20 protein-coding genes and 1 tRNA gene are annotated in these 24,517 nt (G+C 53.3%); 8 read left to right on the top strand and 13 right to left on the bottom strand.

Features of this window, described 5'->3' with window-relative positions; all coding sequences use genetic code 11:
- The first annotated feature begins 72 nt into the window (after window positions 1-72).
- On the top strand, window positions 73-2,673 hold the full coding sequence (locus PHD44_RS05940; protein WP_300189177.1) for a 6-hydroxymethylpterin diphosphokinase MptE-like protein: 2,601 nt from the start codon (window positions 73-75) through the stop codon (window positions 2,671-2,673).
- Between the two features lie 49 nt (window positions 2,674-2,722).
- Here the strand turns inward: PHD44_RS05940 and PHD44_RS05935 are convergent, their stop codons facing one another.
- The 5 genes from PHD44_RS05935 to PHD44_RS05915 all read right to left on the bottom strand — a co-directional run bounded on the left by PHD44_RS05935 (window position 2,723) and on the right by PHD44_RS05915 (window position 6,468).
- On the bottom strand, window positions 2,723-3,091 hold the full coding sequence (locus PHD44_RS05935; RefSeq protein WP_300189174.1) for a hypothetical protein: 369 nt from the start codon (window positions 3,089-3,091) through the stop codon (window positions 2,723-2,725).
- 12 nt (window positions 3,092-3,103) lie between these two features.
- Complete coding sequence (fliS, locus tag PHD44_RS05930) at window positions 3,104-3,520, bottom strand: flagellar export chaperone FliS (RefSeq protein ID WP_300189171.1); 417 nt, start codon at window positions 3,518-3,520, stop codon at window positions 3,104-3,106.
- 89 nt (window positions 3,521-3,609) lie between these two features.
- The gene (gene fliD / locus PHD44_RS05925; RefSeq protein WP_300189168.1) at window positions 3,610-5,022 is read right to left on the bottom strand and encodes a flagellar filament capping protein FliD; all 1,413 of its coding nucleotides are present in this window, start codon (window positions 5,020-5,022) and stop codon (window positions 3,610-3,612) included.
- 35 nt (window positions 5,023-5,057) lie between these two features.
- Window positions 5,058-5,498 carry a flagellar protein FlaG gene (locus PHD44_RS05920; protein WP_300189165.1) on the bottom strand — a complete coding sequence of 147 codons (441 nt, stop codon included), beginning with the start codon at window positions 5,496-5,498 and terminating at the stop codon, window positions 5,058-5,060.
- A 94-nt stretch (window positions 5,499-5,592) separates the two neighbouring features.
- Window positions 5,593-6,468 carry a flagellin gene (locus tag PHD44_RS05915; protein ID WP_300189163.1) on the bottom strand — a complete coding sequence of 292 codons (876 nt, stop codon included), beginning with the start codon at window positions 6,466-6,468 and terminating at the stop codon, window positions 5,593-5,595.
- A gap of 343 nt (window positions 6,469-6,811) precedes the next feature.
- On the opposite strand from PHD44_RS05915, the gene glgP reads away from it, so the two are divergent.
- The gene (gene glgP, locus PHD44_RS05910) at window positions 6,812-9,388 is read left to right on the top strand and encodes an alpha-glucan family phosphorylase (RefSeq protein WP_300189161.1); all 2,577 of its coding nucleotides are present in this window, start codon (window positions 6,812-6,814) and stop codon (window positions 9,386-9,388) included.
- Window positions 9,389-9,510: 122 nt separating this feature from the next.
- On the opposite strand, the gene groL is transcribed toward glgP, so the two are convergent.
- Window positions 9,511-11,145 carry a chaperonin GroEL gene (gene groL, locus PHD44_RS05905; RefSeq protein WP_300189158.1) on the bottom strand — a complete coding sequence of 545 codons (1,635 nt, stop codon included), beginning with the start codon at window positions 11,143-11,145 and terminating at the stop codon, window positions 9,511-9,513.
- A 51-nt stretch (window positions 11,146-11,196) separates the two neighbouring features.
- A complete protein-coding gene (groES, locus tag PHD44_RS05900; protein ID WP_012823508.1) occupies window positions 11,197-11,487 on the bottom strand; it encodes a co-chaperone GroES in 291 nt (96 codons plus the stop codon).
- A 379-nt stretch (window positions 11,488-11,866) separates the two neighbouring features.
- On the opposite strand from groES, the gene icd reads away from it, so the two are divergent.
- From icd to PHD44_RS05885, 3 genes are all read left to right on the top strand, one after another.
- Window positions 11,867-13,132: an NADP-dependent isocitrate dehydrogenase gene (icd, locus tag PHD44_RS05895; RefSeq protein WP_300189155.1), complete on the top strand. Its 1,266-nt coding sequence runs from the start codon at window positions 11,867-11,869 to the stop codon at window positions 13,130-13,132.
- A gap of 150 nt (window positions 13,133-13,282) precedes the next feature.
- Window positions 13,283-13,471 (top strand): CPXCG motif-containing cysteine-rich protein, encoded by a 189-nt coding sequence (locus PHD44_RS05890; protein ID WP_298217884.1) that lies wholly within the window; start codon window positions 13,283-13,285, stop codon window positions 13,469-13,471.
- Between the two features lie 48 nt (window positions 13,472-13,519).
- Window positions 13,520-13,596, top strand: a tRNA-Arg gene (locus PHD44_RS05885).
- 503 nt (window positions 13,597-14,099) lie between these two features.
- Here PHD44_RS05885 and PHD44_RS05880 read toward each other — a convergent pair.
- The 6 genes from PHD44_RS05880 to PHD44_RS05855 form a co-directional block, all read right to left on the bottom strand.
- Window positions 14,100-15,983 carry a potassium transporter Kup gene (locus tag PHD44_RS05880; RefSeq protein ID WP_300189152.1) on the bottom strand — a complete coding sequence of 628 codons (1,884 nt, stop codon included), beginning with the start codon at window positions 15,981-15,983 and terminating at the stop codon, window positions 14,100-14,102.
- 281 nt (window positions 15,984-16,264) lie between these two features.
- Window positions 16,265-16,864: a methionine biosynthesis protein MetW gene (gene metW / locus PHD44_RS05875; protein ID WP_300189225.1), complete on the bottom strand. Its 600-nt coding sequence runs from the start codon at window positions 16,862-16,864 to the stop codon at window positions 16,265-16,267.
- Complete coding sequence (locus tag PHD44_RS05870; RefSeq protein ID WP_300189149.1) at window positions 16,864-18,075, bottom strand: homoserine O-acetyltransferase; 1,212 nt, start codon at window positions 18,073-18,075, stop codon at window positions 16,864-16,866. Before PHD44_RS05870 ends, metW begins: the two co-directional genes overlap by 1 nt.
- Before the next feature lie 52 nt (window positions 18,076-18,127).
- The gene (locus PHD44_RS05865; protein ID WP_290681651.1) at window positions 18,128-18,679 is read right to left on the bottom strand and encodes a YggT family protein; all 552 of its coding nucleotides are present in this window, start codon (window positions 18,677-18,679) and stop codon (window positions 18,128-18,130) included.
- Window positions 18,676-19,524 carry a pyrroline-5-carboxylate reductase gene (gene proC, locus PHD44_RS05860; protein WP_300189146.1) on the bottom strand — a complete coding sequence of 283 codons (849 nt, stop codon included), beginning with the start codon at window positions 19,522-19,524 and terminating at the stop codon, window positions 18,676-18,678. Before proC ends, PHD44_RS05865 begins: the two co-directional genes overlap by 4 nt.
- 97 nt (window positions 19,525-19,621) lie before the next feature.
- Window positions 19,622-20,293, bottom strand: coding sequence for a YggS family pyridoxal phosphate-dependent enzyme (locus tag PHD44_RS05855; RefSeq protein ID WP_300189143.1), 672 nt, complete (start codon window positions 20,291-20,293; stop codon window positions 19,622-19,624).
- A 298-nt stretch (window positions 20,294-20,591) separates the two neighbouring features.
- Between PHD44_RS05855 and PHD44_RS05850 the strand changes: the two genes are divergently transcribed.
- From PHD44_RS05850 to PHD44_RS05840, 3 genes are all read left to right on the top strand, one after another.
- Window positions 20,592-21,641, top strand: coding sequence for a type IV pilus twitching motility protein PilT (locus tag PHD44_RS05850; RefSeq protein ID WP_300189141.1), 1,050 nt, complete (start codon window positions 20,592-20,594; stop codon window positions 21,639-21,641).
- A 58-nt stretch (window positions 21,642-21,699) separates the two neighbouring features.
- The gene (locus PHD44_RS05845; RefSeq protein WP_300189138.1) at window positions 21,700-22,845 is read left to right on the top strand and encodes a PilT/PilU family type 4a pilus ATPase; all 1,146 of its coding nucleotides are present in this window, start codon (window positions 21,700-21,702) and stop codon (window positions 22,843-22,845) included.
- 101 nt (window positions 22,846-22,946) lie between these two features.
- Entirely contained in the window at window positions 22,947-24,110 is a 1,164-nt protein-coding gene (locus PHD44_RS05840) for a PilT/PilU family type 4a pilus ATPase (protein WP_300189135.1), read from the top strand.
- Window positions 24,111-24,517 lie beyond the last annotated feature (407 nt).

Below are 24,517 nucleotides of genomic sequence, written 5' to 3'. Positions count from 1 at the left end.
ATCCGTGCCATGATACCCTGTTCCTGATTTTGTCCCCAAGCGCACTCTCCCTATTCATGACCCGGTTTGTTTATGAGCAACGCCACCAATCTATCACCCAATGAATTGCTGAACGATGAACTCACTTTCGATTTGGTGCAAACTGCTCATGGTGACTGGATCATCCCCGCACTGAACGGACTACACTTCGGTACAAACGACGTCTCGCCCTCGCCCCCCAGCGAAAGTTTCGCGCAAAGCGTTCTCAAACGTCATTTTTCGCATCGCCTGCACAAAGAGGACTGCCTGTTCGTCATCGTCGGCAGCGATTCGGGGCAACTCATTCACTACGTCCAGTCTCACCAACCCCTTCCCCGAGGGTCACGCTGGGTGTTCATCGAGCCTGCGCCTATTGCGCACATCCTGTCGGCACAACCCGAGATCGCCAAGCAACTTGACGATTACGTTCATCTGATCACCCCCGACCAATGGCCGGAAACAGCGCGGTTGCTGCTGCTCGATGATTATTTCCGAGTCGGGGGCGTTGTGTTTGAACGGTCGCTCGCGGCGCTTGATCACACCACACCGGTCTATCTGGAGTTGGCTGGCGAACTGGACGCCGAGTTGAGTAGCCGTCGGTACATCACCACGGCAAACCTGGGCAAGCTGCCCTTCATCAAGGCGCAACTTGGGAATATTCCGAACTTCTTTGCCCATTTGGTGCCACTCAAAGGGATTTTTCAGGGCAAAAAGGCACTGATTCTGGCTGGTGGGCCGTCACTTGATCTTGAAATCGACTGGATCAAAGCCAATCGAGATCGTCTGTTTCTGATTGCCGTGTCGCGGATCAGTGCCCGGTTGCTGGCAACAGGCATCCACCCCGACCTCATTGCCACCGTCGATCCTCACCCCATCAGCCTGACGGTCAGCCGTCAGATGTTCGACTTTCCACCCAATACCATTTTGGTGTCCGGCAACCATGCCTACCCAGGCATCACCAATCGCTGGCCCCATAAAATTCTGTATACAGACAACTTGCTGCCCTGGAATGAGAAACAGGATAGGAAAACCAGCGGGGACGACGACAAGGCTCCACTCAACCCCATTGATAATCTGACTTCCACCGGGCCGACCGTAACGCACACCTGCGTCATGCTTGCAGCCTATCTCGGCTTTACGGAAGTTGCCTTTGCGGGTCTGGATTTATGCCACTCCCCCGAGGGGCAAACACACGCCAAAGGCAGCAGCGAAGCATCCAGTGGCCCCTTGCTCGACTATACCGCGGTCAAGGTCACCACCAATCAGGGCGACACCGCCTGGACGACACCCGACTATTTCGCCGGGATCGACATGATGAGAATACTTGCCAGCCATCTGGCACAGAAAGGGGTCAGGTTGATCAATCCCTCACGTCATGGCGCCGTCATCCCAGGCGTGACTTTCAAGCCACTCGATGAGATCGACTGGTCAACCGAGCCGTTTGATCGCACACCCCTCGACGAAGTACTCAGCTACTCGTCGGAAGATCGACGCAAACACTTGGATCACGTGAGCGAAGCGCTGAAACAAATGAACGAAGACCTCGGGAAAATCGAGGTCTTGGCGCAACTTGCCATTGAGGCCAACCATGCCTTTTTCAGAATGGTGAACCCGGCTAGACAAGCATTGCATCAACGTCGCATACGGGCCATCGACCGATTCATGCGCCACCGACTGACGGAGGCGGAAGAACTGGTCAGAGCCGTAGCTCAACACGAACTGATCGCCACGGATATCCCACACGATTTTTTTGCGCTCGATGCAAAGCAAGCCGAGAACCTCACCCATCGTTTTTATGATGCCATCCGGCGCGGCGCCCAATTCCTCCGTACCCTGTTCCCGAATCTGGAATACAGGCTGCATACGCGGCAACTGGAACTCGACGACACGACGCCTTCCCAAGAGATCCTGGAGCGCTATGAGCAAGGAGACGAGACCGAGCGTGTGCTCTGGCTGAAAACGTCGCGCAATCTAGCGGAACAAGTCGTTGCACACGCCGAGGCACATTACGAACGCAAGATCACAGACATGATTGCCGCCGACCGCGAGCGTAACCAAGCAAGACGCGCCCCAAAAGCCAGCCTCCGATTGGCTGAAATGTATTTTTCCCAGCACAACCTCGTCGCGTTACAGGCACTCGAACACGCACTGTCCGTTCACCCCGATCAAACCCAGGCAGCACCGTATGGCGCCTATCTGAAAGGACTTCAGGCCGAGCTTGGTCATAAACTGGTCAATGCCATGTCTGCTTATGAGGACGTCTTGAATCATGCATCCACAGAACACGACACCACACTACTCGAGCACTGTTTATTGCGCATTGCCAGCGTCAGTCTCACCCTGGGCAATCCGGAACAGGCCAACCAGGCGCTGGATATGGCATCGGCCCTGAACCCCGGTCATTGGCTTCTGTCGGCAAAACTCGCCACACTGCGAAATGATGACACACACGCCGTTGAAGCCTATGCCAACTACCTGACCCTATTCCCAGGGGACCATCAACGCATCCTGATGCTCGCCGAACTGTTCAATCGGCTACGTTCGACAGAGGGGATCAGGCAATGCATGGAGCTCGCGAACTATTGCGCGCCCGCAGAAAAAGCCAAACTACTCAACGAGCTGGGCACGTTGCTGCACCAACTGAATATGTCTTGAACGGGAGAATGGAAGCGTCGTGAGATAACGCTTACCTGGCGCGGTCAATTCAGGCCTGACCCAGGCCCTTCGTGCCAATATAGGCTTTTGCGGCTTGCGTCTGTCTGCTGCGTATTTGTGCAGACTCGGTCAAGCTTGTGTGTTTTTGCTTGATGGCAGATGCGAGGGTTGCGAAACGATCTTCCCACGCCTTTCTCATTGCAAGAACGGCGGGCGCTTCGGCGCAACCATGCGCCAAAGCCAGATCGACCGTGAGCTCAATCACCCGCCGCGCCTCGGCAATGGAGTTCAACGCCTCCTGATCGAAACGCCCTGTCTGATCCGGCAACCACCGCGCGGCAGCCTTATCAACCACAACGCCCAAACGCTGCAGGACATCAAGACGGCTTTGTAATACCTCAGGCACCGCAGGTGACATGTTCGGCACCGATTAAGCGACGGCAGCTTCGATTCGACGAACTTCCTCGCTTGGACCGATTGCTTCCCAGGCTTCCTTGATTTGGCGAATCAAACCGTCCACCTCGTCAAATCCAGCCAGATCCCGCCGTGCACTTGCATCGAGCAGGCGGCGTTCGCAATAGTCGTACAACTCGAACAACCGATTCGCCAACTCCGGGCTGGCATCGTGACTCAAGCCACCTTTGAGCCCGACCAGAATGTTCATTGCAAGATTCACGTTATGGGCTTTGACATCATATTGACCGAGTTCCATGGCAACCTTGGCCTTTGCCACATGCTTCAAGAACCCTTCGAACAACATCGTCACGAGACGATGAGGGGATGCCTGCTCAACCTCGGCCGTCAGATCAATCTGATGATAATTTTGTGCATAAGCCTTGGCGTACATAACTTTTGATTCTCCTGAGTCTATATTGGTGACAAGACATCGCTTGCCCGCCTTCACCTTATCGACAGAAGTTGGCAAAACTTAAGTCGTTAATTCAATTTTGACAAGAAACTCAATGACTGATTCATTTGCGCCACATAGGAATCCATCGCCGTAAACTGATTCAAGAGTGTCTTCTGATACTGCTGCAAGTTCAGGGTTAAATCGGACTGCTGCTGCGCAATACTGCTCAACTGAGAGTTGATGCTCTGTGTGCGGCTATCAAATGTCCCTCCAAATTGCAGGAATGGGTTGAGCTGTTTATCGACCTGGGAAACAAACCCTGTTCCCGAACCCGTGAGGAGACTCCGCACGGCACTCGGGTCGGCCTGCAAGGCACTGTTGAGTTTTGTCGTATCCAACGACATGACACCGTTCTGGTCGATTTGCAGCCCAATATCAGCCAAATTCTGAACGGTGGTGCTACCCGTGTTGATATTGTTGCCGAATATGGAACGCAGGGCGCTATTGGTACTTGAGGCGGTCGCATCCCCCAGCAGCGGCCCGGCTACATTCGTCGAAGGATCGTAGGATGTCAGACTGCTGTAAGTCTTTTGATAGGCGTTGTATTGCGTAACCAGGTTCTGCAACGCGGTTGTGAGCGGTGAGTTATCCGTCCCCACGGTCATCGTCGTCGTCACCCCAGGTTGGGCCTGGGTCAGATTCATGGTAAGGCCGGTCACCACAGACGAAACAGTGTTGCTTGAACTGGTTACCTGCTGACCATCAACCTTGATGATTGCATCCTGTGCAGCAGCCACCTGAGTCAGGTTGTTCGAAGCCAACGCCGACAACCCAATGGCATCCGTATTGTTACCGTCGGAATCAGCAGCCGTTACGGTAATGGCATTGGCCGACCCGGTCTGTGTTGCGGTGAACACCAATTTGGATACCGTTCCACCCGATCCGTTATCCACGTTGATGATCGAAGCCTGAACCCCGGTATTACCCGAAGCCGCGTTGATATTGCTCTGGATGGTCGAGAGCGAATCGGTCGCTGCGACGTTGACCGTAAAACTACCGGACCCGGTGGTGAACGTCAGCGCACCGGAACCCACGGTACTGGTTGCCGACGCATAACCTGCGGACACCTGCTTTTGTGCCGTGGCCAACTGATCAACTTCAACCTGGTATACGCCTTGCGCCGTTCCGGGCGAGGCTGTTGCGTTCAGCAATGCCGTGTTGCCAATCGTCACGGTTCGTGTCCGATATGTGTCGATGTTGCTCAGCGCATCCACAGCCGACTGAACGCCGGACAAACCGCTCTTCAACTGTCCAAGAGCCGAAAGCGTGGTATTCAGCGCATCCTGTTGATTGTTCAATAACTGCTGTTGCGGCTGCCCCTGGGCATTCACCAGCTGAGTAACAATGCTATTGATATCCAGCCCCGAACCGAGCCCCGAGAATGAAATACCGCTGGGACTCAGTGAGCCGGCCATACTGGTAGAGGATGTTGATGACATAACGCCACTCCTGAGGCCTGAGGCCCCGTCAAATATCAGGTTTTCTCAGACAACAAGGCGCCTGCGGGCAGCGTTCTGGAATCCATGGCCAGCATGTCTTCACGCATTTTCATGACCGCTTCAGCAGGAATCTGCTTGATCACCTTGTTCGTTGTCGGATCAACCACTTTGATGACGACCTGATTTAACTTGTCATCAATCGAAAATTGGACAGAGGTAGGATCAGGCTGCTGGCGCTTGATCATATCCTCCAATGCCTGATTCACCTGCTCTTTGGTTGGTGCAGCGGTAGAACCCTGAGTTTGAGGCGTGCCACTGACATGAGAAGACACAGGTGTAGCGGCTACTGTTTGTTCCTTTGCTCGCCCGACTCCATTGGACACGCCCCCGGAATTAGAAGTTGCCAAAGACGACGAAACATCCCGCCCGGAAACCGAGGGGATGCCTGTGCCGACTGTCGAATTAATCACATTCATGATGCTGTTCCTCATAAATCCGGGGTCGATCCGTCGACCACCCCGGAGCATCGTGATTATGCGGCTAGCTCATTATAGCCGCCAATCGCCGAACTTAGCGAAGCAAGCTCAATACCGCCTGTGGCGCCTGGTTGGCTTGAGTCAACATCGCATTACCGGCCTGCTGCAGAATTTGCGCCTTGGACAATGTGGAGGTTTCTTGCGCGAAATTCGTATCCAGAATCGAAGAACGTGCTTGAGACTGGTTGGTGATAAAGGTGTTCAGGTTATCAATCGTTACCTGGAAGCGGTTCTGGATCGCGCCCAGTTTTGCACGAGAAGTATCGATCGCGGTGATCGCCTGATCGATATTGCTCATGGCCGTCATAATGCCGGTAAAGGTCGCTTTACTACCGATAGAGATTACGGTAGTACCGGTAGACAGAACACCGCTTATCCCGCCAGAAGCGTAACCTCCATTTTGCATGTTCGTGACTGAAAATGTGATCTGGTTGCCAGCAGATGTGTTGGCGCCAACCTGATATTTGGCATTCGCAGAACCACTCAAGCCACCGGCTAGTACGTTTTTGCCATTGAACTGGGTATTGTTGACAATACGACTCAATTCGCTTTGCAACTGAGCAAATTCAGTTTGCAGGTTTTGCCGGTCAGAGGGGCTGTTGGTAGCGTTGGCTGATTGCACGGCCAAGTCACGCATCCGTTGCAGGGTAGAAGTCAAAGCACCCATTGCGCCTTCTGCCGTTTGCGCCATGGAAATGCCATCTTGCGCATTGCGAGCTGCCACGGTTGAACCGTTGATCTGTGTAGTCATGCGATCGGTGATTGCCAGGCCGGCCGCATCATCCTTAGCGCTGTTGATACGCAGGCCGGTAGAAAGGCGCTGCATGGCGGTTTGCATAGATTGGCTGTTCATGCTCAGTGCATTCTGCACTTGAAGGGACATGATGTTCGTATTGATTACACTTGACATGATCTCGATCCTCTCGTGGGTTTTTGCTTGGCAACATGCCAATGAACTCGATCTGTAGTTGCTGTATCGGCGGCCTCTGAAAAAACTTTAGGACTTTTTCAAAAATTTTTTCAGCCCTTGATTTGCCCGCTTTACAAGCCATCAATTCGTCCGCCATCTGCTTATCGGCAACGAGATAAAAAACTTGAGTCACGTTCCGCCATCAAGGTCAGAAATCGTAGTGGCGAGAAATAGTTCGTATGGACATGACAGCTTCAAATGAAAACGGTATAACCTCATCAGCCAACCTTGATACGAAGACACTGTTCTCGCAACCATTACCGAGCAAGGGATACGTAAACCAATGACCGCCCAGATTTATGCCCTAGAAATCACCCCGCGCCTGCCAGAACGTATCAAGCGTCTGGATGATCTGGCCAATAACCTTTATTACAGCTGGACGCGGTCCATCCGGCACCTGTTCAGCCAGATTGACCCGGTGTGCTGGCAACAGACCGATGACAATCCGAGGCTGTTCCTGAAAAGGGTGTCGCAGGCAAAAATTGATGCAGCGATCGCTGACCCGGTATTTCTGGCCGATTATGATGATGCCTGTCGGCATTTCGATGACTACATGGCTCAGCCCATGCCTGAGTCAATCGCAAAGCGCCTCCAACCCAATGACCTGATCGCGTACTTCTGTGCCGAGTATGGCTTTCACGAATCACTGCCCATATATTCCGGCGGGCTGGGGATTCTGGCGGGCGATCACTGCAAGGCCGCATCAGATACCGGCATCCCGTTCGTAGCGGTCGGCTTGTTGTACCGACAGGGCTACTTCAAGCAGACCATCGATGCCCAGGGCAACCAGATAGCCACCTATCAGGACATTGATTTCACCACGTTACCCATCGCACCGGCCACTGACCCTAAAGGCAATGCCGTCACCATCCGCCTGGACTTTCCTGGCCGTGTTATCGAAGCCAAGGTCTGGCTTGCCATGATCGGGCGCATCCGCTTGTTCCTGCTGGATACGGACTTGCCCGGCAACTCGACTGATGACCGACAAATCACCTACCGGCTGTACGGCGGTGATCGACGAACCCGCATCGAGCAGGAAATCGTGCTGGGCATCGGCGGCGTACGTGCACTGCGCGCGCTCGGATTGGCGCCGACGGCATGGCATATTAATGAAGGTCATGCCGCGTTTCAGATTTTGGAGCGCCTGCGCGAGCATGTGTCATCGGGTGAAACCGAAACCGTTGCATTGGAAATGGTTGCCTCAACCACGGTGTTCACCACGCATACGCCCGTACCGGCAGGGCACGATGTATTCACCGATGTGTTGATGGCGGAATATTTCAGTGCATTCTGGCCACAAATCAAACTCGATCAGGAATCGTTCCTCGCGCTGGGGCGAGAACCCGAAGGCTCCGGTTTCAACATGACCGCACTGGCGCTGCGTGGCTCGCGTCAGCACAATGGGGTTTCCGCCATTCACGGTCGGGTTGCGGCGGAGATGAGCCGTGATTTCTGGCCTGAAGTTCCGGCCAACGAAAACCCGATCACCCATGTGACCAACGGGGTGCATGTCGATACCTTCCTGGCTCGGGAGTTTTCACAGTTATTCAGCAGTTTGCATCGGGATTGGCGCTGGAATTTACGCGAAAAAAACTACTGGAAGTTTATCGACGACATCCCCGAAGACCGATTCTGGTCGGTGCGTTGTGCGCTCAAGGCCGAACTGATCCGGGAAATCCGTCAGCGCCTCACCCGACAACTCTCGCAAGATGGTCTGAGCGACATTCGAACAGAACGCACCTTGCGCTATCTGAACCGCCCGGAGTCGGATGTTCTGCTCGTCGGTTTTGCGCGCCGATTCGCCACGTACAAACGAGCAAATCTACTCTTCCGAGATCGGGAACGGCTGGCGAAACTGTTGGCGGACGAAGATCGCCCGATCGTGTTCGTTTTCGCGGGCAAGGCGCATCCAGCCGACGAACCGGGCAAGGCATTGATCCGGGAAATCTGGCAAATGGCCAACGAACCAGAATTTCAGGGGCGTATTTTGCTGCTTGAAGGCTATGACATGGCCCTGGCGCGCAAGCTGGTCACCGGCTGCGATGTTTGGCTGAACAATCCGGAATACCCGCTTGAAGCCTCGGGCACCTCTGGGCAGAAAGCGGGTTTGAACGGCGTATTGAACCTGTCTGTGGCCGATGGCTGGTGGGGCGAGGGTTACCAAAAGCAAGGGCAAATCGCCAATGGCTGGTCTATCAAACCGTACAACCGCAGCTTCAACCATGACTATTGCGACACGGAAGAAGCCAGCGATTTGCTGACGCTATTGGAGAGCGATGTCAAACCCCTGTTTTATAAGCGAGACCAGAACGGCCTGCCAAATGAGTGGATAAAATACGCCAAGATGGCCATCCGCACGATCCTGCCGCAATTCAACTCCGAACGGATGATTTGCGAATATCTGACCCAGCATTATCTGCCTGCATCAGTCTACGGGCGTCGTTTAAGACAAAATAACGGCGCCGAGGCACTCTCACTGGAAGACTTCAAGCGCCGCGTTCGTGCCGCATGGCCGGGCGTGACGGGAATATTGATTTCTGATGTACCTGCACAAATACACAGCGGCGACACGCTCACCCTGAACGTTGCCGTCACACTCAATGGTTTGAATTCAGAGGACATCGCAGTCGAATGTCTGTTCGGAGAGGAGACGCCGAATGGCGATTGGAAAACAGTCGAACGTTTCAGCACAACCGTTACCGCAACGGGCACCGAACCCAACGCCTCAGACGGGACACAGGTATACAGCTTCATCCTGAATATCCAGCTCGCCGGTATGCAAAAATTCAGATTCCGGATTGTCCCCAATCACAGCGCTCAACTTCACCCCTATGAATTGGGCTTGATGAAATGGATATAAGTCACATCTGATTTTGCCGTACGGATAAGAAGCCGGCATAAAAAACGCCCCGCACATTATCAACGTGCGGGGCGTTTTATCTTTTCGGGCGATCTCCGGGCGATCCGGAGATCAAGGGGCCATTACATCATGCCGCCCATACCGCCCATGTCACCACCCGGTGCGGCTGGCGCATCAGACTTCGGCAATTCGGCGATCATGCACTCGGTGGTGATCATCAAACCGGCCACGGAAGCCGCGTTCTGCAATGCGGAACGGGTGACCTTGGTTGGATCCAGAATACCCATTTCGATCATGTCACCAAAGGTGCCGTTCGATGCGTCATAACCGAAGTTGCCAGAACCCTCACGCACTCGATTGACCACAACAGAAGCCTCTTCGCCACAGTTGTGAACGATCTGGCGCAGCGGGTCCTCCATTGCACGCATGGCGATCGCGATACCGGTGTTCTGGTCAGTGTTGGCACCCGTCATGCCACGAATGGCTTCGAGGGCACGAATCAAGGCAACCCCACCACCGGGAACCACACCTTCTTCAACCGCAGCACGGGTAGCGTGCAGCGCATCGTCAACGCGGTCTTTCTTCTCTTTCATTTCGACTTCGGTCGCCGCACCCACTTTGATGACAGCCACGCCGCCAGCCAGCTTGGCGATACGCTCCTGGAGTTTTTCCTTGTCGTAATCGGAAGTCGTGGTTTCCATTTGCGTACGGATTTGGGTCACACGACCATCGATATCCGCCTTGTCGCCCGCGCCACCGATGATGGTGGTGTTTTCTTTACTGACCACGATGCGCTTGGCACGTCCCAAGTCATCCAGCGTGATTTTCTCGAGGTTCAGGCCCACTTCATCGGAAATCACCTGGCCGCCGGTCAGGATCGCGAGATCCTGCAGCATGGCTTTACGACGATCGCCGAAGCCCGGCGCCTTGACCGCAGCCACTTTGACGATGCCGCGCATGGAGTTGATGACCAGAGTCGCCAACGCTTCGCCTTCGATGTCTTCGGCGACGATCAGCAAAGGCTTGCCCGCTTTGGCAGCGCCTTCGAGTGCTGGCAGCAGTTCACGGATATTGCTGATTTTCTTGTCGTGCAACAGGATGAATGGATCTTCCAGTTCGGCAGACATGGTTTTCTGGTTGTTGACGAAATACGGAGAAAGGTAACCGCGATCGAACTGCATCCCTTCAACCACATCCAACTCGTTCTCAAAGCCAGAACCTTCTTCAACGGTGATCACGCCGTCCTTGCCTACTTTATCCATCGCCTCGGCGATAATTTTGCCGATGCTCGCGTCCGCGTTAGCGGAAATGGTGGCGACCTGGGCAATTTCTTTGCTGTTGGTGCAGGGCTTGGAGATTTTCTTGAGCTCTTCGACCGCAGCAATCACAGCTTTATCGATACCGCGCTTCAAATCCATCGGGTTCATGCCTGCGGCAACGGCTTTAACGCCTTCGCGCACAATCGCAGCAGCCAGAACGGTTGCGGTGGTGGTACCGTCACCGGCGATATCATTGGTTTGCGAAGTCACTTCTTTGACCATCTGCGCGCCCATGTTCTCGAATTTGTCTTCGAGTTCGATCTCACGCGCAACAGTCACACCGTCTTTGGTGACGTGCGGGGCGCCGAAACTCTTTTCGATGACCACATTACGGCCTTTTGGCCCCAGGGTGACCTTGACGGCATCAGCCAAAACATTCACGCCGCGCAACATGCGGTCGCGAGCAGAACTGGAAAAACGAACTTCTTTAGCAGCCATGTGAGATTGCTCCTTATTTAATTAGGTATTAGGTTTGCGATAAAGCGAAAATCAGCCTTCGATGACAGCGAGCAGATCGTCTTCGCCCATCATCAAGAGTTCCTCGCCATCCACTTTGACCTTGGTGCCGGCATATTGATTGAACAGGACTTGGTCGCCTGTCTTGACGCCCATGGGACGAACTTCGCCTTTATCGTTGCTCTTACCGGGGCCCGCGGCAACGACTTCACCACGATTTGGTTTCTCAGCGGCGGAATCGGGCAGAACGATACCAAACGCCGTTTTGCGCTCTTCTTCCACGCGCTTGATCAAGACGCGGTCATGTAGGGGACGAATTTTCATTGAGATCACTCCGTATCAAGTTCAAGTCAAAAATTTGCGCATCCGTCGATCAAGACCAATGCGCTCCAGTAACGAGTGTTCAACATGGGGGTGCTGTTTGGAATTTCAAGAGTGAAATTTCACACAGGTACAAAATGCGGACTGTTTCGATAAAACTTCAAGGGAAGCGCTGATTTATTCAGTTCTTCCCGCTTGGGGCAGGATGCCCCAACCCGAATCAAAGACGGTCAGTCTTTGATTCGTGAGCGCCATCGCGGGCGGGTACCGCGATGAGCGCGCTGATTTATTCCAAGGATGGAATAAATCAGCATTTACCAAGATATACTGATGAAAAGCTCAGTTTTACTCGGTTAAACCCTTTATCAGAGGCATACACGACATGACCCAATCCGCTTCCCAGCACATCAAAATCCCTCAAGGCGAACGCATCGTTGCCAACCCGGATGGATCGATCACCGTACCGAACACACCGATCATTCCATTCATTGAAGGCGACGGCATCGGTGTCGACATCACCCCCGTCATGAAAAAGGTGATTGATGCGGCAGTCGCAAAGGCCTATGGCGATACGAAAAAAATTGCCTGGATGGAAGTGTATGCCGGCGAGAAGGCGACCAACGTCTATGCCAACGATAAAAGCGGCCTGCCAGCCGAAACCATGGCCGCCGTGCGCGATTACGTCGTCTCCATCAAAGGGCCATTGACCACACCCGTCGGCGGCGGCATTCGCTCACTCAATGTCGCCCTGCGCCAACAGCTCGATTTGTATGTCTGCCTGCGTCCCGTGCGTTATTTCACCGGCACGCCCAGCCCGCTCAAACACCCGGAAAAAACCGAAATGGTCATCTTCCGTGAGAACGCCGAGGACATCTACGCCGGCATCGAATGGGCCGCAGGCACGCCGGAAGTCAAGAAAGTCATCGACTTCCTGATCAATGAAATGGGTGTGACCAAAATCCGCTTCCCGGAAAGCTCCGGCATCGGCATCAAGCCCGTCTCGCGCGAGGGCACCGAACGGCTCGTGCGCAAGGCGATGGAATACGTGATCGACAACGATCGCAGTTCCCTGACGCTTGTCCACAAGGGCAACATCATGAAGTTCACTGAAGGCGGCTTCAAGCAATGGGGCTACGATCTTGTGAAAAAAGAGTTCGGCGCAACCGAAATCGGTGGCGGTTGGTACAAATGCACCAACCCGAAAACCGGCCGCGAGATCACCATCAAAGACAGCATCGCAGATGCCTTCCTGCAACAGATACTGCTCAGACCGGAAGACTACGACGTCATCGCGACCCTGAACCTCAACGGCGATTACATTTCCGACGCGTTGGCAGCCCAGGTTGGTGGTATCGGCATCGCTCCCGGCGCCAATATGTCCGACTCCATCGCCATGTTCGAAGCCACCCACGGCACCGCGCCCGACATCGCCGGTAAAAACCTCGCCAACCCGGCATCGCTGATTCTTTCCGCCGAAATGATGCTGCGCCACATGGGCTGGACTGAAGCGGCCGACCTCGTCATCAAAGGGGTCGAAGGTGCGATTGCCCACAAGCGCGTCACCGGCGACTTCGCCCGACTCATGGACGACGCCACCCAAATCGGCAGCGATGCCTTCGGCGATGAAATGATCAAATACATGAACTGATCGCTGCCAGAAAACAGTGCCTGACCGTCCGATCGAACAGCCCGCCCGAGGTACTTTTCCGGAGCGGGCTTTTTCGTCCATACTCGACTAACCAACCCGCCCGCTCGTGATCAAACGACCGAGCGGCACCACAAGAACCGGGAGCACCCCATGGACCTTCAACCCGAAGTCAGCGTGCAATGCCCCTACTGCTGGGAAACCATCGACCTGCTGCTGGACGCCAGCGCTGGCACACAGGAATATGTTGAAGACTGCCCCGTATGCTGTCGCCCGATCATCGTCCACGTATCGTTCCTGTTCGATGAACCCGAAGTCTGGGTCGAACCGGAAATGAACTAAGAGATGACTTTTCATCCACCCATAGTGCTGTGGTAGCATTCGACCGCCGTCTACGTAGCTCAGTTGGATAGAGCGGCCCCCTCCTAAGGGGCAGGTCACAGGTTCAACTCCTGTCGTGGACACCAGTTTATTTAAAACAAATCATCAATTTAACTAACAGGCGGGAAATTCGGAATATCCCATTTCGGCACACCTTTAACGCCATCTGTACCCATATTGTTCCCAAACCCATCCCGTTTCTACTGTCACCGGAGAGCCCCTGCTCTCCAATGATCAACAAAGAAAACGGCCTAGATTTTTTAGCACCTTGTATGTTCCCATGGTAGTCATTCTGTTTTCGTGCCCTTCGGGCATCCGTGACCGAAGTACGTCAAGGTGGGTTCGGAACTCAAATCAATCACGTAAGCGATTGAAATGGCGCGAGTTCATTGCGAGTTCCCACCATCGTTGCTGGAAGGAACGAGAGAACCCCTTGCGTTTCGCGAAGTGCTGGATACATGGATGTATCCAGCCGAAATGAACGTCCTCGAAACAGCTCATGGAAGGGGTTTTTCGAGGTACCCCTCTGCATCTTTTTACATTACCCGAGCTTGAAATTACCATTCACGCGCCAAATGAATCGGACTGATTACAAAACAATCTGAGTACCTAATTCCACTACTGAATTGGGCGGAAGATTGAAATAGTTAACCACACTTCCTGAATTTCGAAACATACTGATAAATAACTTTTTACGCCAAAGTGACATACGAGTCCGCGCACCTGGAATTAAGGTCTCTCGGCCAATAAAATAAGACACTTGCATTGGATTTAATTCAAGATAATCTCGATTCAACAAGGTCAATGCCATCGGTATATCCGGTCTATCATTGAAGCCGAATGAGACAGAAATCCTGTGAAAATTGTTTGGCAGCGCTTCATAGGTTAACCGCTCCGAATAGTGCACCTTAGGAATATCCAAAAATCGGACACTTAATATAACAACATCCTGATGCAGCACTTTATTATGCTTTAAATTGTGCAAAAGCGCGTGGGGTACGCCCTCAGGATTTCCTGTCAAAAAAATTGCGGTCCCAGGTACTCGTGTTGAAATTTCAGAACTCATGGATCGAACGAATGTCGATAAATCGATCGAGTCCTGTTTGAGTTTATCGCGCAACAACCCTCGCCCTTGTTTCCATGTGGTCATTAAAATAAACAAACCCAAGCCAAATAATAATGGAAACCAGCCTCCTGCCTCAATTTTAACCAGATTTGCACCAAAAAAAGCAAGATCGATACCTAAGAATACCGAAATAAATATTCCGGATTTTAACCACCCCCAGCCCCAAAGCCTACTTACCACAACGAATGCCAGCAATGAAGTAATCACCATTGTGCCAGTGACGGCTATACCATAAGCGGCGGCCAATTTGGCGGAGTTATCAAAAAAAATTATCAACAAAAATACTGCTGACATTAACATCCAATTAATTACAGGGATGTATATTTGACCGCGGAGCTTTTCTGAAGTTTGCAGTACATTCATGCGCGGTATGTAACCTAATAACATTGCCTGTCGACTTATGGAAAATGTACCGGATATAACTGCCTGAGATGCAATCACTGTCGCGGTGGTGGCCAATATAACCAAAGGATACAACGCCCACTCCGGAGCCAAACGGAAAAAAGGGTTTGTCACATCCTCAGGATGGAGTATCAGTAATGCCCCTTGACCAAAGTAATTCAATAATAAAGCTGGCAGAACCAAGCCGAACCAGGCTAATTGCACGGGTAAACGACCAAAATGCCCCATATCCGCATACAAGGCTTCAGCCCCTGTTAATACCAAAACAACACCACCCAGAGATAGGAAACCAGTCCATGGAGAATCTTTAAGCAAATGCACTGCATGGATTGGATTTAATGCCATTAATACCTTTGGATCAGATAAAATACCCAGCAGGCCTAACACACCCAAAACGAAAAACCAGAGCAGCATTATCGGCCCGAATAGAATCCCAACACTGGCAGTTCCTTTTCTCTGAAAAATAAAAAGTCCCCACAAAATTCCAATGGTAATTGGAATAACGAATGGTTTTAGATCAGCACTGGCTATCTCCAATCCTTCAACAGCGGACAATACGGAAATCGCCGGGGTAATAACACTATCGCCATAAAACAAGGCAGCACCAAAAATCCCGAGCAAGACGACACTATTTCGCAATCGTGATTGTTCTTTCAGTGATCGCAATGCCAAAGCCATGAGCGCAATGATGCCGCCCTCACCCTGGTTGTCGGCCCGCATGATAAACATCACATACTTAACTGAAACCACGATCATAAGCGACCAAAAAACCAACGAAAGCACGCCTAGAATGTGCTCCTCAACCAGTGTTATGGGATGCTGCGCCGAACTGAAAATTGTATTCAAGGCGTAGATCGGGCTGGTGCCAATGTCACCATACACAATCCCAGTTGCCGCAAGCGACAAACCAGCGAGTTTGTTTTTTGAACTCAGATGAGTTGCCATCGTAAATTCCTAATTGGATAAAACCGACCAAACACTACATAACTCGAATTTGTAAAGCTGAAATCCAATTCATTAAACCAAAGTCTACCTGCATCTGAGTTGCGAATTATGAACCCTCAAAGTCCATTGTCAGGCTTTTACCAAATTCTGCATATACAACGACTATCCTCATTGAAAATCAGTCTGACATAACAGCAAGAAGCGTCGGCTGCGCAGCGGCTTTTTGAGTCACTTCAAAAAAACCGTCGCAGGAAAGTTAAACCGGGTCTGGAGGATCAGGCTCAGGATTTTCGTTTAATACGATAAATGGCGTGCTCACCAAACCAATTCGGGAAAGCGCGCAGTAAGGTCGACTCGCGGTGGGCACTATCAACAACGGCCCGGTCGAGTATTTGAATCCCTAGCTCTTGGCAGAGGGATTCAAAATCGCTCAAGGTACAAAGATGGATGTTCGGGGTGTTGTACCAGGGATTCGGCAACGCGCGGTTGATTGGCATATGCCCGAGCAGACCGAGTTGAACCCGGTTGCGCCAGTATCCCATGTTCGGGAAGGTGACGATGCCCTCGCGGGCGATGGTGAGCATGTCGGCCAGCAAGCGCTCGGGGTGTCGCATGGCCTGAATAGTCTGGCTCACGATCACGAAATCGAAAGACATGGGCGCGAACCAGTCGCTGATACCGTTATCCAGGTCTTCCTGAATGATGTTCAATCCGCGCTCGATTCCGGACGCGACCTTGTCGTCATCGAGCTCAAGCCCAACGGCTGAAACCTGCCGCCGTTCAATCAGATGAGACAACAAGGCCCCGTCACCACACCCCAGATCGAGCACCCGACTCTTGGGCGCGATCCACTGTTCCACGATGTGCCAATCCGGACGAATCATTTGGCACCCTCCGTGCTGTATACCGGGCTCGTGGCGCCGCGTGGCGTTGAGGCCAAATCGATATTGGCCATATAACCTGCCAGTACACGGTGATAGTAGGGAATCGTCATCAGGAAGGCGTCATGGCCGTGATTCGATTCGATTTCGGCATAGGAAACCGGCTTGCCGGAGGCGAGCAGGGCACGCACGATTTCCCGGGATCGCTCGGGCGAGAAACGCCAGTCCGATGTAAATGACACCACAAGGAAATGGGCCTTAACTTCGGCCAGCGCGGCAACCAGATCATCATTACTGGCCTGTGCTGGATCGAAGTAATCCAGCGCCTTGGTCATCAACAAATAGGTATTGGCGTCAAAACGGTCAACGAAACTCGTGCCCTGATAGCGCAGATAGCTCTCAACCTGAAACTCGACATCAAAACCATACTGCACCTTACCCGAACGCAACTCGCGTCCAAACTTGGCCCGCATCGCGTCGTCGGACAAGTAAGTAATGTGCCCCAGCATCCGGGCAAGCATCAGCCCCCGGCGCGGCAGTGTGTTGTGATCCGCGTAACGCCCGCCGTAGAACTCGGGATCGGTGATGATGGCCTGACGAGCCACCTCATTGAAGGCAATGTTCTGCGCCGACAGACGCGGCGCGGCGGCAATCACAACAGCGTGCGCAAGCGCATCTGGATAAGTAATCGACCACTGCAGCACCTGCATGCCGCCCAGACTGCCACCGATCACCGCCGCCCAGCCGGACAACCCCAGATACTGCATGAGCCGATATTGCGAATGCACCCAGTCTTTGACGGTCACAATCGGAAAATCCGGGCCATAAGGCTTGCCACTGACCGGATCGATGCTCAACGGCCCGGTCGATCCCTTGCAGCCACCTAAATTGTTCAGGCTTACCACAAAAAACCGATCCGTATCGATCGGTTTCCCGGGGCCGATGGCCGAATCCCACCACCCCGGCTTGCGATCGGTTTCTGCGTGGAAACCCGCCGCATGGTGATCGCCCGACAAGGCATGGCAGATCAGCACCGCATTGCTGCGCTCGGCATTTAGCTGTCCGTAGGTTTCGTAAACCAGCTCATACGAGGGCAGTGAACGACCGCAATCCAAGGCCAGCGGCTCGGAAAATCGGGCCGTCTTCGGTTCGACGATCCCAACGGACCGGCTCAAACCGGATTGCGTTAATTTTTCAGATGCATCACTCAATGCCGACACCTTAAATCATGTAAGAACAGGACATCCACCGTACAGGCTGCGGTTATCCCATCAATAAATTACCCACAAAAATCTGCAGCACCTGAATTGCGATCAGCACCGCCAGCGGACTCAGATCGATTCCACCCAGAGGGGGCAGGATTTTTTGTACCGGTTGCAGTATCGGATCGGTCAGATCTTCCAGCAAGGCGATGCCCGGCGAACGACTATTCCCGATCCACGAAGCGATGGCGCGCATCAGTATCGTCCAGAAGAAGAGATCAGTCACCAGCAGAAAGACAAAGTACAGCGAGTTGAAAATCAAAGCCGCGGCCGAAACGCGGCCGACGCTCATCATGCCCAACACCCAGACCATCAACACGATCAATACCAGCGTGACCAGTAACGACGCGAAATCGTGGCGACGGCTCTTGGGCAAGATGTTCCGCAAGGGGTTGAGAACCGGATTGGTCAGCTTGACCAGCGATTGTGTGATCGGATTGAAAAAATTGGCGTGGAACAGTTGCAGGAAATAACGCACCATCACCACGAAAATCACCAGTTCGAACAGGGTCCGAACCAGAAACATCATCGGATCTCCGAAACTACCGCTCATGCCCTACCCTCGCCTCCGCTCAATTCGCGCCCCAATTCAATACTTCGTTGATGTGCAGCCGACAAAGCCTGTGCAAACGCATCTCTTAACCCGGCCTGCTCCAAAGCAGCGATACCGCGTTCGGTCGTGCCGTTCGGCGATGTCACGCGAGCACGCAATTGTGCAGGAGGCTCATCGGCAGACATGGCCAGTCGCGCCGCACCATATACTGTCTCCAAGGTGAGCAATCGGGCCGTTTCAGCGGGCAATCCCAAGTCCTCTGCCGCCGCCTGCATCGCTTCCATCACAAGGAAAATATAGGCTGGGCCACTGCCAGACAGTGCCGTCACGGCATCGATATCGGCCTCGCGCTCGACCCACTGAACCAAACCAACCGCCCGCATCAGCGACTCGGCAAGATTACGCTGATCCGGCGTCAACATGGGCGAGGCATAGAGCCCTGTCGCACCACAGCCCACCATCGCGGGTGTATTCGGCATGGCGCGAATGACGGCCGTATGCCCGCCAAGCCAACGTTGCAAAGCTTCAATGGTGATTCCCGCCGCAACCGAAACAACCAACTGGTGCGGCTGCAAAACAGTGGCTATTTCCTGGGCAATGGCATGAATCTGGTTGGGTTTGACCGCGAGCACAATCAGATCGGCCGAATCAACTGCAGTGATGTTCTCGGCTGAACTGAGCACACCGTAGAGGGAAGTCAGCAGTTCGCGACGCGCCTCCGATGGATCGGACACCACAAGAGTCGGGGCATGGGTTGCATCATCTGCCTGATTTTTTCTCAAGCCTTCTATTAACGCAGCAGCCATGTTGCCGCCCCCAATAAACGCAATTCGTGCTGCCTGCATAAACACCTCTTGAAAACCCTTCACACCAAAAAACGCACCCTGAAACACCAAGCAAGGGCAGATTCAATCCTGACTCAAAATACCATGTTTCGCCTGCCTACTGGCGAGGACCGAACAAGGCCGAACCCACACGAACATGCGTGCTACCTGCCGCAATGGCCGCCTCAAAATCGTCACTCATCCCCATGGACAGAACTGGAAGCGGTGATTCGAGGCGGGCATTGAGTGCGGCCAAGCGGCGAAATCCGTCAGAAGAGCCCGGCGCAGGAATCGCCATCAATCCCATCAGCCTCAAGCGAGGGAGATTTTGAAAAATGCCTACCATCTGTGGCAACTGCTCGGGGGTTACGCCCGACTTGCTGGCCTCGCCATCGATATTGACTTCGATCAGGACATTCAGCGGCGGCAATTCGATCAGGCGCTGGTCGTTTAAGCGCTGCGCAATTTTCGGTCGATCCACACTATGAACCCAAGAAAAATGCTCCGCGATGCCTCGTGTTTTATTGGATTGGATCGGCCCGATAAAATGCCAGACTATCGATCCTCCATCCGGATGTTCAGCCAGAGCCGACTGCTTATCCAAAGCCTCCTGAAGATAACTTTCGCCGAAATCGCGTTGCCCCAGACTGGCCAGTTGTGCCATGGCTTCAATCGTTTGTCGCTTGCTGACGGCGATCAAAACCACAGAGCCATCGGGTCGCCCTGCGGCACGAGCTGCACGTTCAATACGGTTTTTTATACTGGAGAAACGCTCCTGTAGTGAATTCAAGTTGCACCCCGCGGCGGTTCGATTTATTTTGTGACCTGATTTGAAGCATAAATCACAGGGATCTTGATCTTTTGCATCTTTCAGGCATTTTGCATCACGGTTGCTCGCGCATCAAAAAATGTAACGACCCCGGTACCTTTGCAGCCAAAAGCCCTCGCCCCATGCTGACAAATGCGAGGCAGTTCATGTACAGTCCGCATGATTATCTGAGCAAATATCAAGTAGACTGAGCCAAGCCCCCGATGTCGTCATCTCAGGGGATTATTTCTTAAGGATTAGCACACAAGGATCTTCGATCATGGCAGAACAACGCGGCATTGATTCCCTTCTTACCTTTTCAGTAAAAAACGGCGCTTCGGATCTTCATCTGTCTGCCGGTGAGCAGCCTCGAGTGCGGATCGACGGCGATGTGCGCAAAGTCAACGTACCCGTCATGGAGCACAAAGACGTGCACGCCATGGTGTACGACATCATGAACGACAAGCAACGCAAGGAGTACGAAGACAATCTCGAAGTGGATTTTTCCTTCGAACTTCCCGGCGTGGCCCGCTTCCGGGTCAACGCGTTCAACCAGAATCGCGGCGCTTCTGCGGTATTTCGCACCATTCCGAGTGAAATTCTCTCTCTTGAACAATTGGCGACGCCAAGCGTCTTCAAGGATTTGTGTCTGTTTCCGCGTGGCATCGTGCTGGTCACCGGCCCGACGGGTTCGGGTAAATCGACCACGCTGGCCGCGATGGTCGATTACATCAACGATAATCGCAATGACCACATTTTGACCATCGAAGACCCGATCGAATTCGTTCACAAAAGCAAAAAATGCCTGATCAACCAACGTGAAGTGCATCGTGACACACACAGCTTCAACGCGGCGCTCCGCTCTGCCCTGCGTGAGGACCCCGATGTCATCCTGGTCGGCGAGTTGCGCGACCTGGAAACCATCCGTCTGGCGCTCACCGCAGCGGAAACCGGCCACCTGGTGTTTGCCACTCTGCACACAAGCTCAGCCGCCAAAACCATCGACCGCGTCGTGGATGTGTTCCCTGCTGCCGAAAAAGACATGGTGCGTTCGATGCTTTCAGAGTCACTGCGAGCCGTTATCTCCCAGACATTGCTCAAGAAAATCGGTGGTGGGCGAATTGCCGCGCACGAAATCATGCTGGGCAGCCCGGCGATTCGTAACCTGATCCGCGAGAACAAGATCGCCCAGATGTACTCGGCCATTCAAACCGGCCAGACACAAGGCATGCAGACACTCGATCAGAATTTGCAGCAACTCGTGAAACGCGGCCTCGTCGCCAAGGATGAGGCGCGCGCCAGAGCACAGAACAAAGCGGATTTCATGTAACTTATCCAAGCCTCAGGCTCGCAGATCGTTATGTCTACTCAACAAGGAACGCGCATTCATGGATCGCCAGCAAGCAGCTAACTATGTCCAGGGTTTATTACGTAAAGCAGTGGAGCTCGAAGCTTCAGACTTGTTCGTGACCGTAGGCGCCCCGCCAAGTGCCAAAATCAATGGCGAGATCACCCACCTGACCGAAACCAGCCTGTCGACCAATCACACGCAGATGCTGGTTCGTTCAATCATGACCGACAAGCAGGTTGCCGCGTTTGAGGAAACCCGCGAGGCCAATTTCGCGATTTCTCTGCCCGGTGTTGCCCGTTTCCGTGTCAACGCGTTCATGCAGCGCGGCAGCGTGGGCATGGTGCTGCGGATGATTCGCTCCGACGTGCCCAAATTCGCCGAATTGCTGCTACCGAAGATCCTCGAAACCATTTCCATGACCAAACGTGGCCTGGTGATTTTCGTTGGCGCCACCAGCTCGGGTAAATCGACATCGCTCGCGGCCATGCTCGATTACCGCAACGAAAACTCGCACGGCCATATCGTCACCATCGAGGATCCGATCGAATACGTGCACCGCCACAAAGGGTGCCTTGTTACCCAGCGTGAAGTGGGCGTGGATACCGAAACATTTGAATCGGCATTGAAAAACACCCTGCGTCAAGCACCTGACGTTATCCTCATCGGTGAAATCAGGGATCGGGAGACCATGGATCACGCCATTGCCTTTGCGGAAACCGGTCACCTCTGTCTGTCCACGCTGCACGCCAACAACACCAACCAGGCACTGGACCGCATCATCAACTTCTTTCCGGAAGAACGGCGCCATCAACTGCTGATGGATCTTTCCCTGAACCTGAAGTCGGTTGTTTCCCAGCGTCTCCTTCGCAAGGAAGACGGCAACGGCCGCGTTCCAGCGGTCGAAGTGTTGATCAATACACCGCTGATCGGTGACTTGATCTTCAAAGGCGATGTGCAAGAAATCAAGGAAGTGATGAAACGCTCACGCGAACACGGCATGCAGACATTCGACCAGGCGTTGCTGGATTTGTACGACGAGGGCTTGGTTTCTTTCCAGGAAGCCTTGCGCAACGCGGATTCACAAAACGACCTCCGCCTCAATATCAAACTGCACAGTCGTCGCGGCCCACCGAAGGACTTCGAGGATGGGAATGATCAATTGCGCGTGGAAAGTGAGGATTAACCACCTTCCTGGGCATCCGCCGCTCGGCTCGCAAGCGTCAAGCTTTAATAGACAAATCACAGTATCGCCGCACGGTACGGCGATTTTGTAAGGAAACACAAATGAACGAATCTGCTCTCGACCCCTTTCTGAAGCTGCTGGCTGAAAAGGAAGGCTCGGACTTGTATTTCAGTACCGGTGCCTTGCCTGCGGTCAAAATTCAGGGCGAATTGAGATTCATCGGCAAGGAGCGGCTCAAGCCCGGCCAAGTCGAGGTTTATGCAAAATCCATCCTCACCCCCGAACAAATTGATGCGTTCTATCGAGACCTTGAACTCAACCTGGCATTGAGCCGCCCGTCACTCGGACGATTCCGCGTCAACGTCTTCCTGCAGCGGGGCGAATGGTCGATGGTGATTCGTTTTATCAAAAGCGACATCCCGCGCATCGCCGACCTCAACCTGCCTCAAGTCATCGAAAAACTGGTTGAAGAACGCCGAGGGTTGATCCTAGTGGTGGGGGCTACCGGCTCAGGCAAATCAACCACACTCGCCGCCATGGTCGATTACCGGGCAGAAGCACGCCCAGGACACATACTCACCATTGAAGATCCCATGGAGTACGCCTTCAAACACCGGAATTCTATCGTCAACCAACGTGAAGTCGGTGTCGATACCCACAGCTATACCGCCGCGCTGAAAGAAGCACTGCGCGAAGCGCCTGACGTCATCATGATCGGCGAGGTTCGCGACAAGGCCACCATGGAACATGCGCTGGCCTACGCCGATACCGGCCATCTTTGTCTATCCACACTGCACGCCACCAACGCTCATCAGGCGCTGGACCGAATCATTCGATTCTTCCCGCCTGAATCGCGCGATCAATTGCTGATGGATCTCTCATTGAACCTGCGTGCCATCATCTCCCAGCGTCTCATTATCGGCAGCCAGGGTGTTCGTGTACCCGCTGTTGAAATCATGGTAAACACTCCGTTCATCGCCGATCTGATCAAACGGGGCGAGATTGATGAGATGAAAGAAGCCATGGAGAAAAACGAACTGGAAGGCTCGCAAACCTTCGATATGTCTCTCCATGCGCTTTGGAAGGCCGGCAGCATCGATCGCGAAGAAGCGCTCAAAGCGGCCGATAGTCGAGCCAACCTGGAATGGCGGATGAACTTCGGCGCGGGTAAAGATGAACTCCGTGCTTCCGCCGCGCAGGCATCCACAAAGAACACCATGAAATCCAGCGCCACTCATGACGGTGAACTCCCACCGCTGGATTGAGCGCACATCAATCGCAATAAAAATTGACTGCTTCCTTGCCAAATTCGTTCGTCATGTGCCAGCAGATCCAGCCTCCAAAAGCACCTTGAGATTGCCCCGAGTTCGGGGCTTCTGTCACTGCCGATCGTGGCATCAAACCGTGAATACCAGTTCTATCTGGTCATAGCTGATTGACAAGAGCCAACAATCCAATCATGCCCGAAACGCTTAGGGAACCGCTGATTTATTCAGTGCGTCCCGCTTGGGGCAGGATGCCCCAACACGAACAAAGACGTAAGTCTTTGATTCGTGAGCGCCATCGCGGGCGTGTACCGCGATGAGCGCGCTGATTTATTCCAAGGATGGAATAAATCAGCATTTACTTAGGGAACCTCTGATTGAATCGAAAATACTGGGCGGCTGACGTT

Source organism: Halothiobacillus sp., from assembly GCF_028710545.1.
Classification (GTDB): domain Bacteria; phylum Pseudomonadota; class Gammaproteobacteria; order Halothiobacillales; family Halothiobacillaceae; genus Halothiobacillus.
This window is presented reverse-complemented; position numbering and strand designations above follow the sequence as displayed.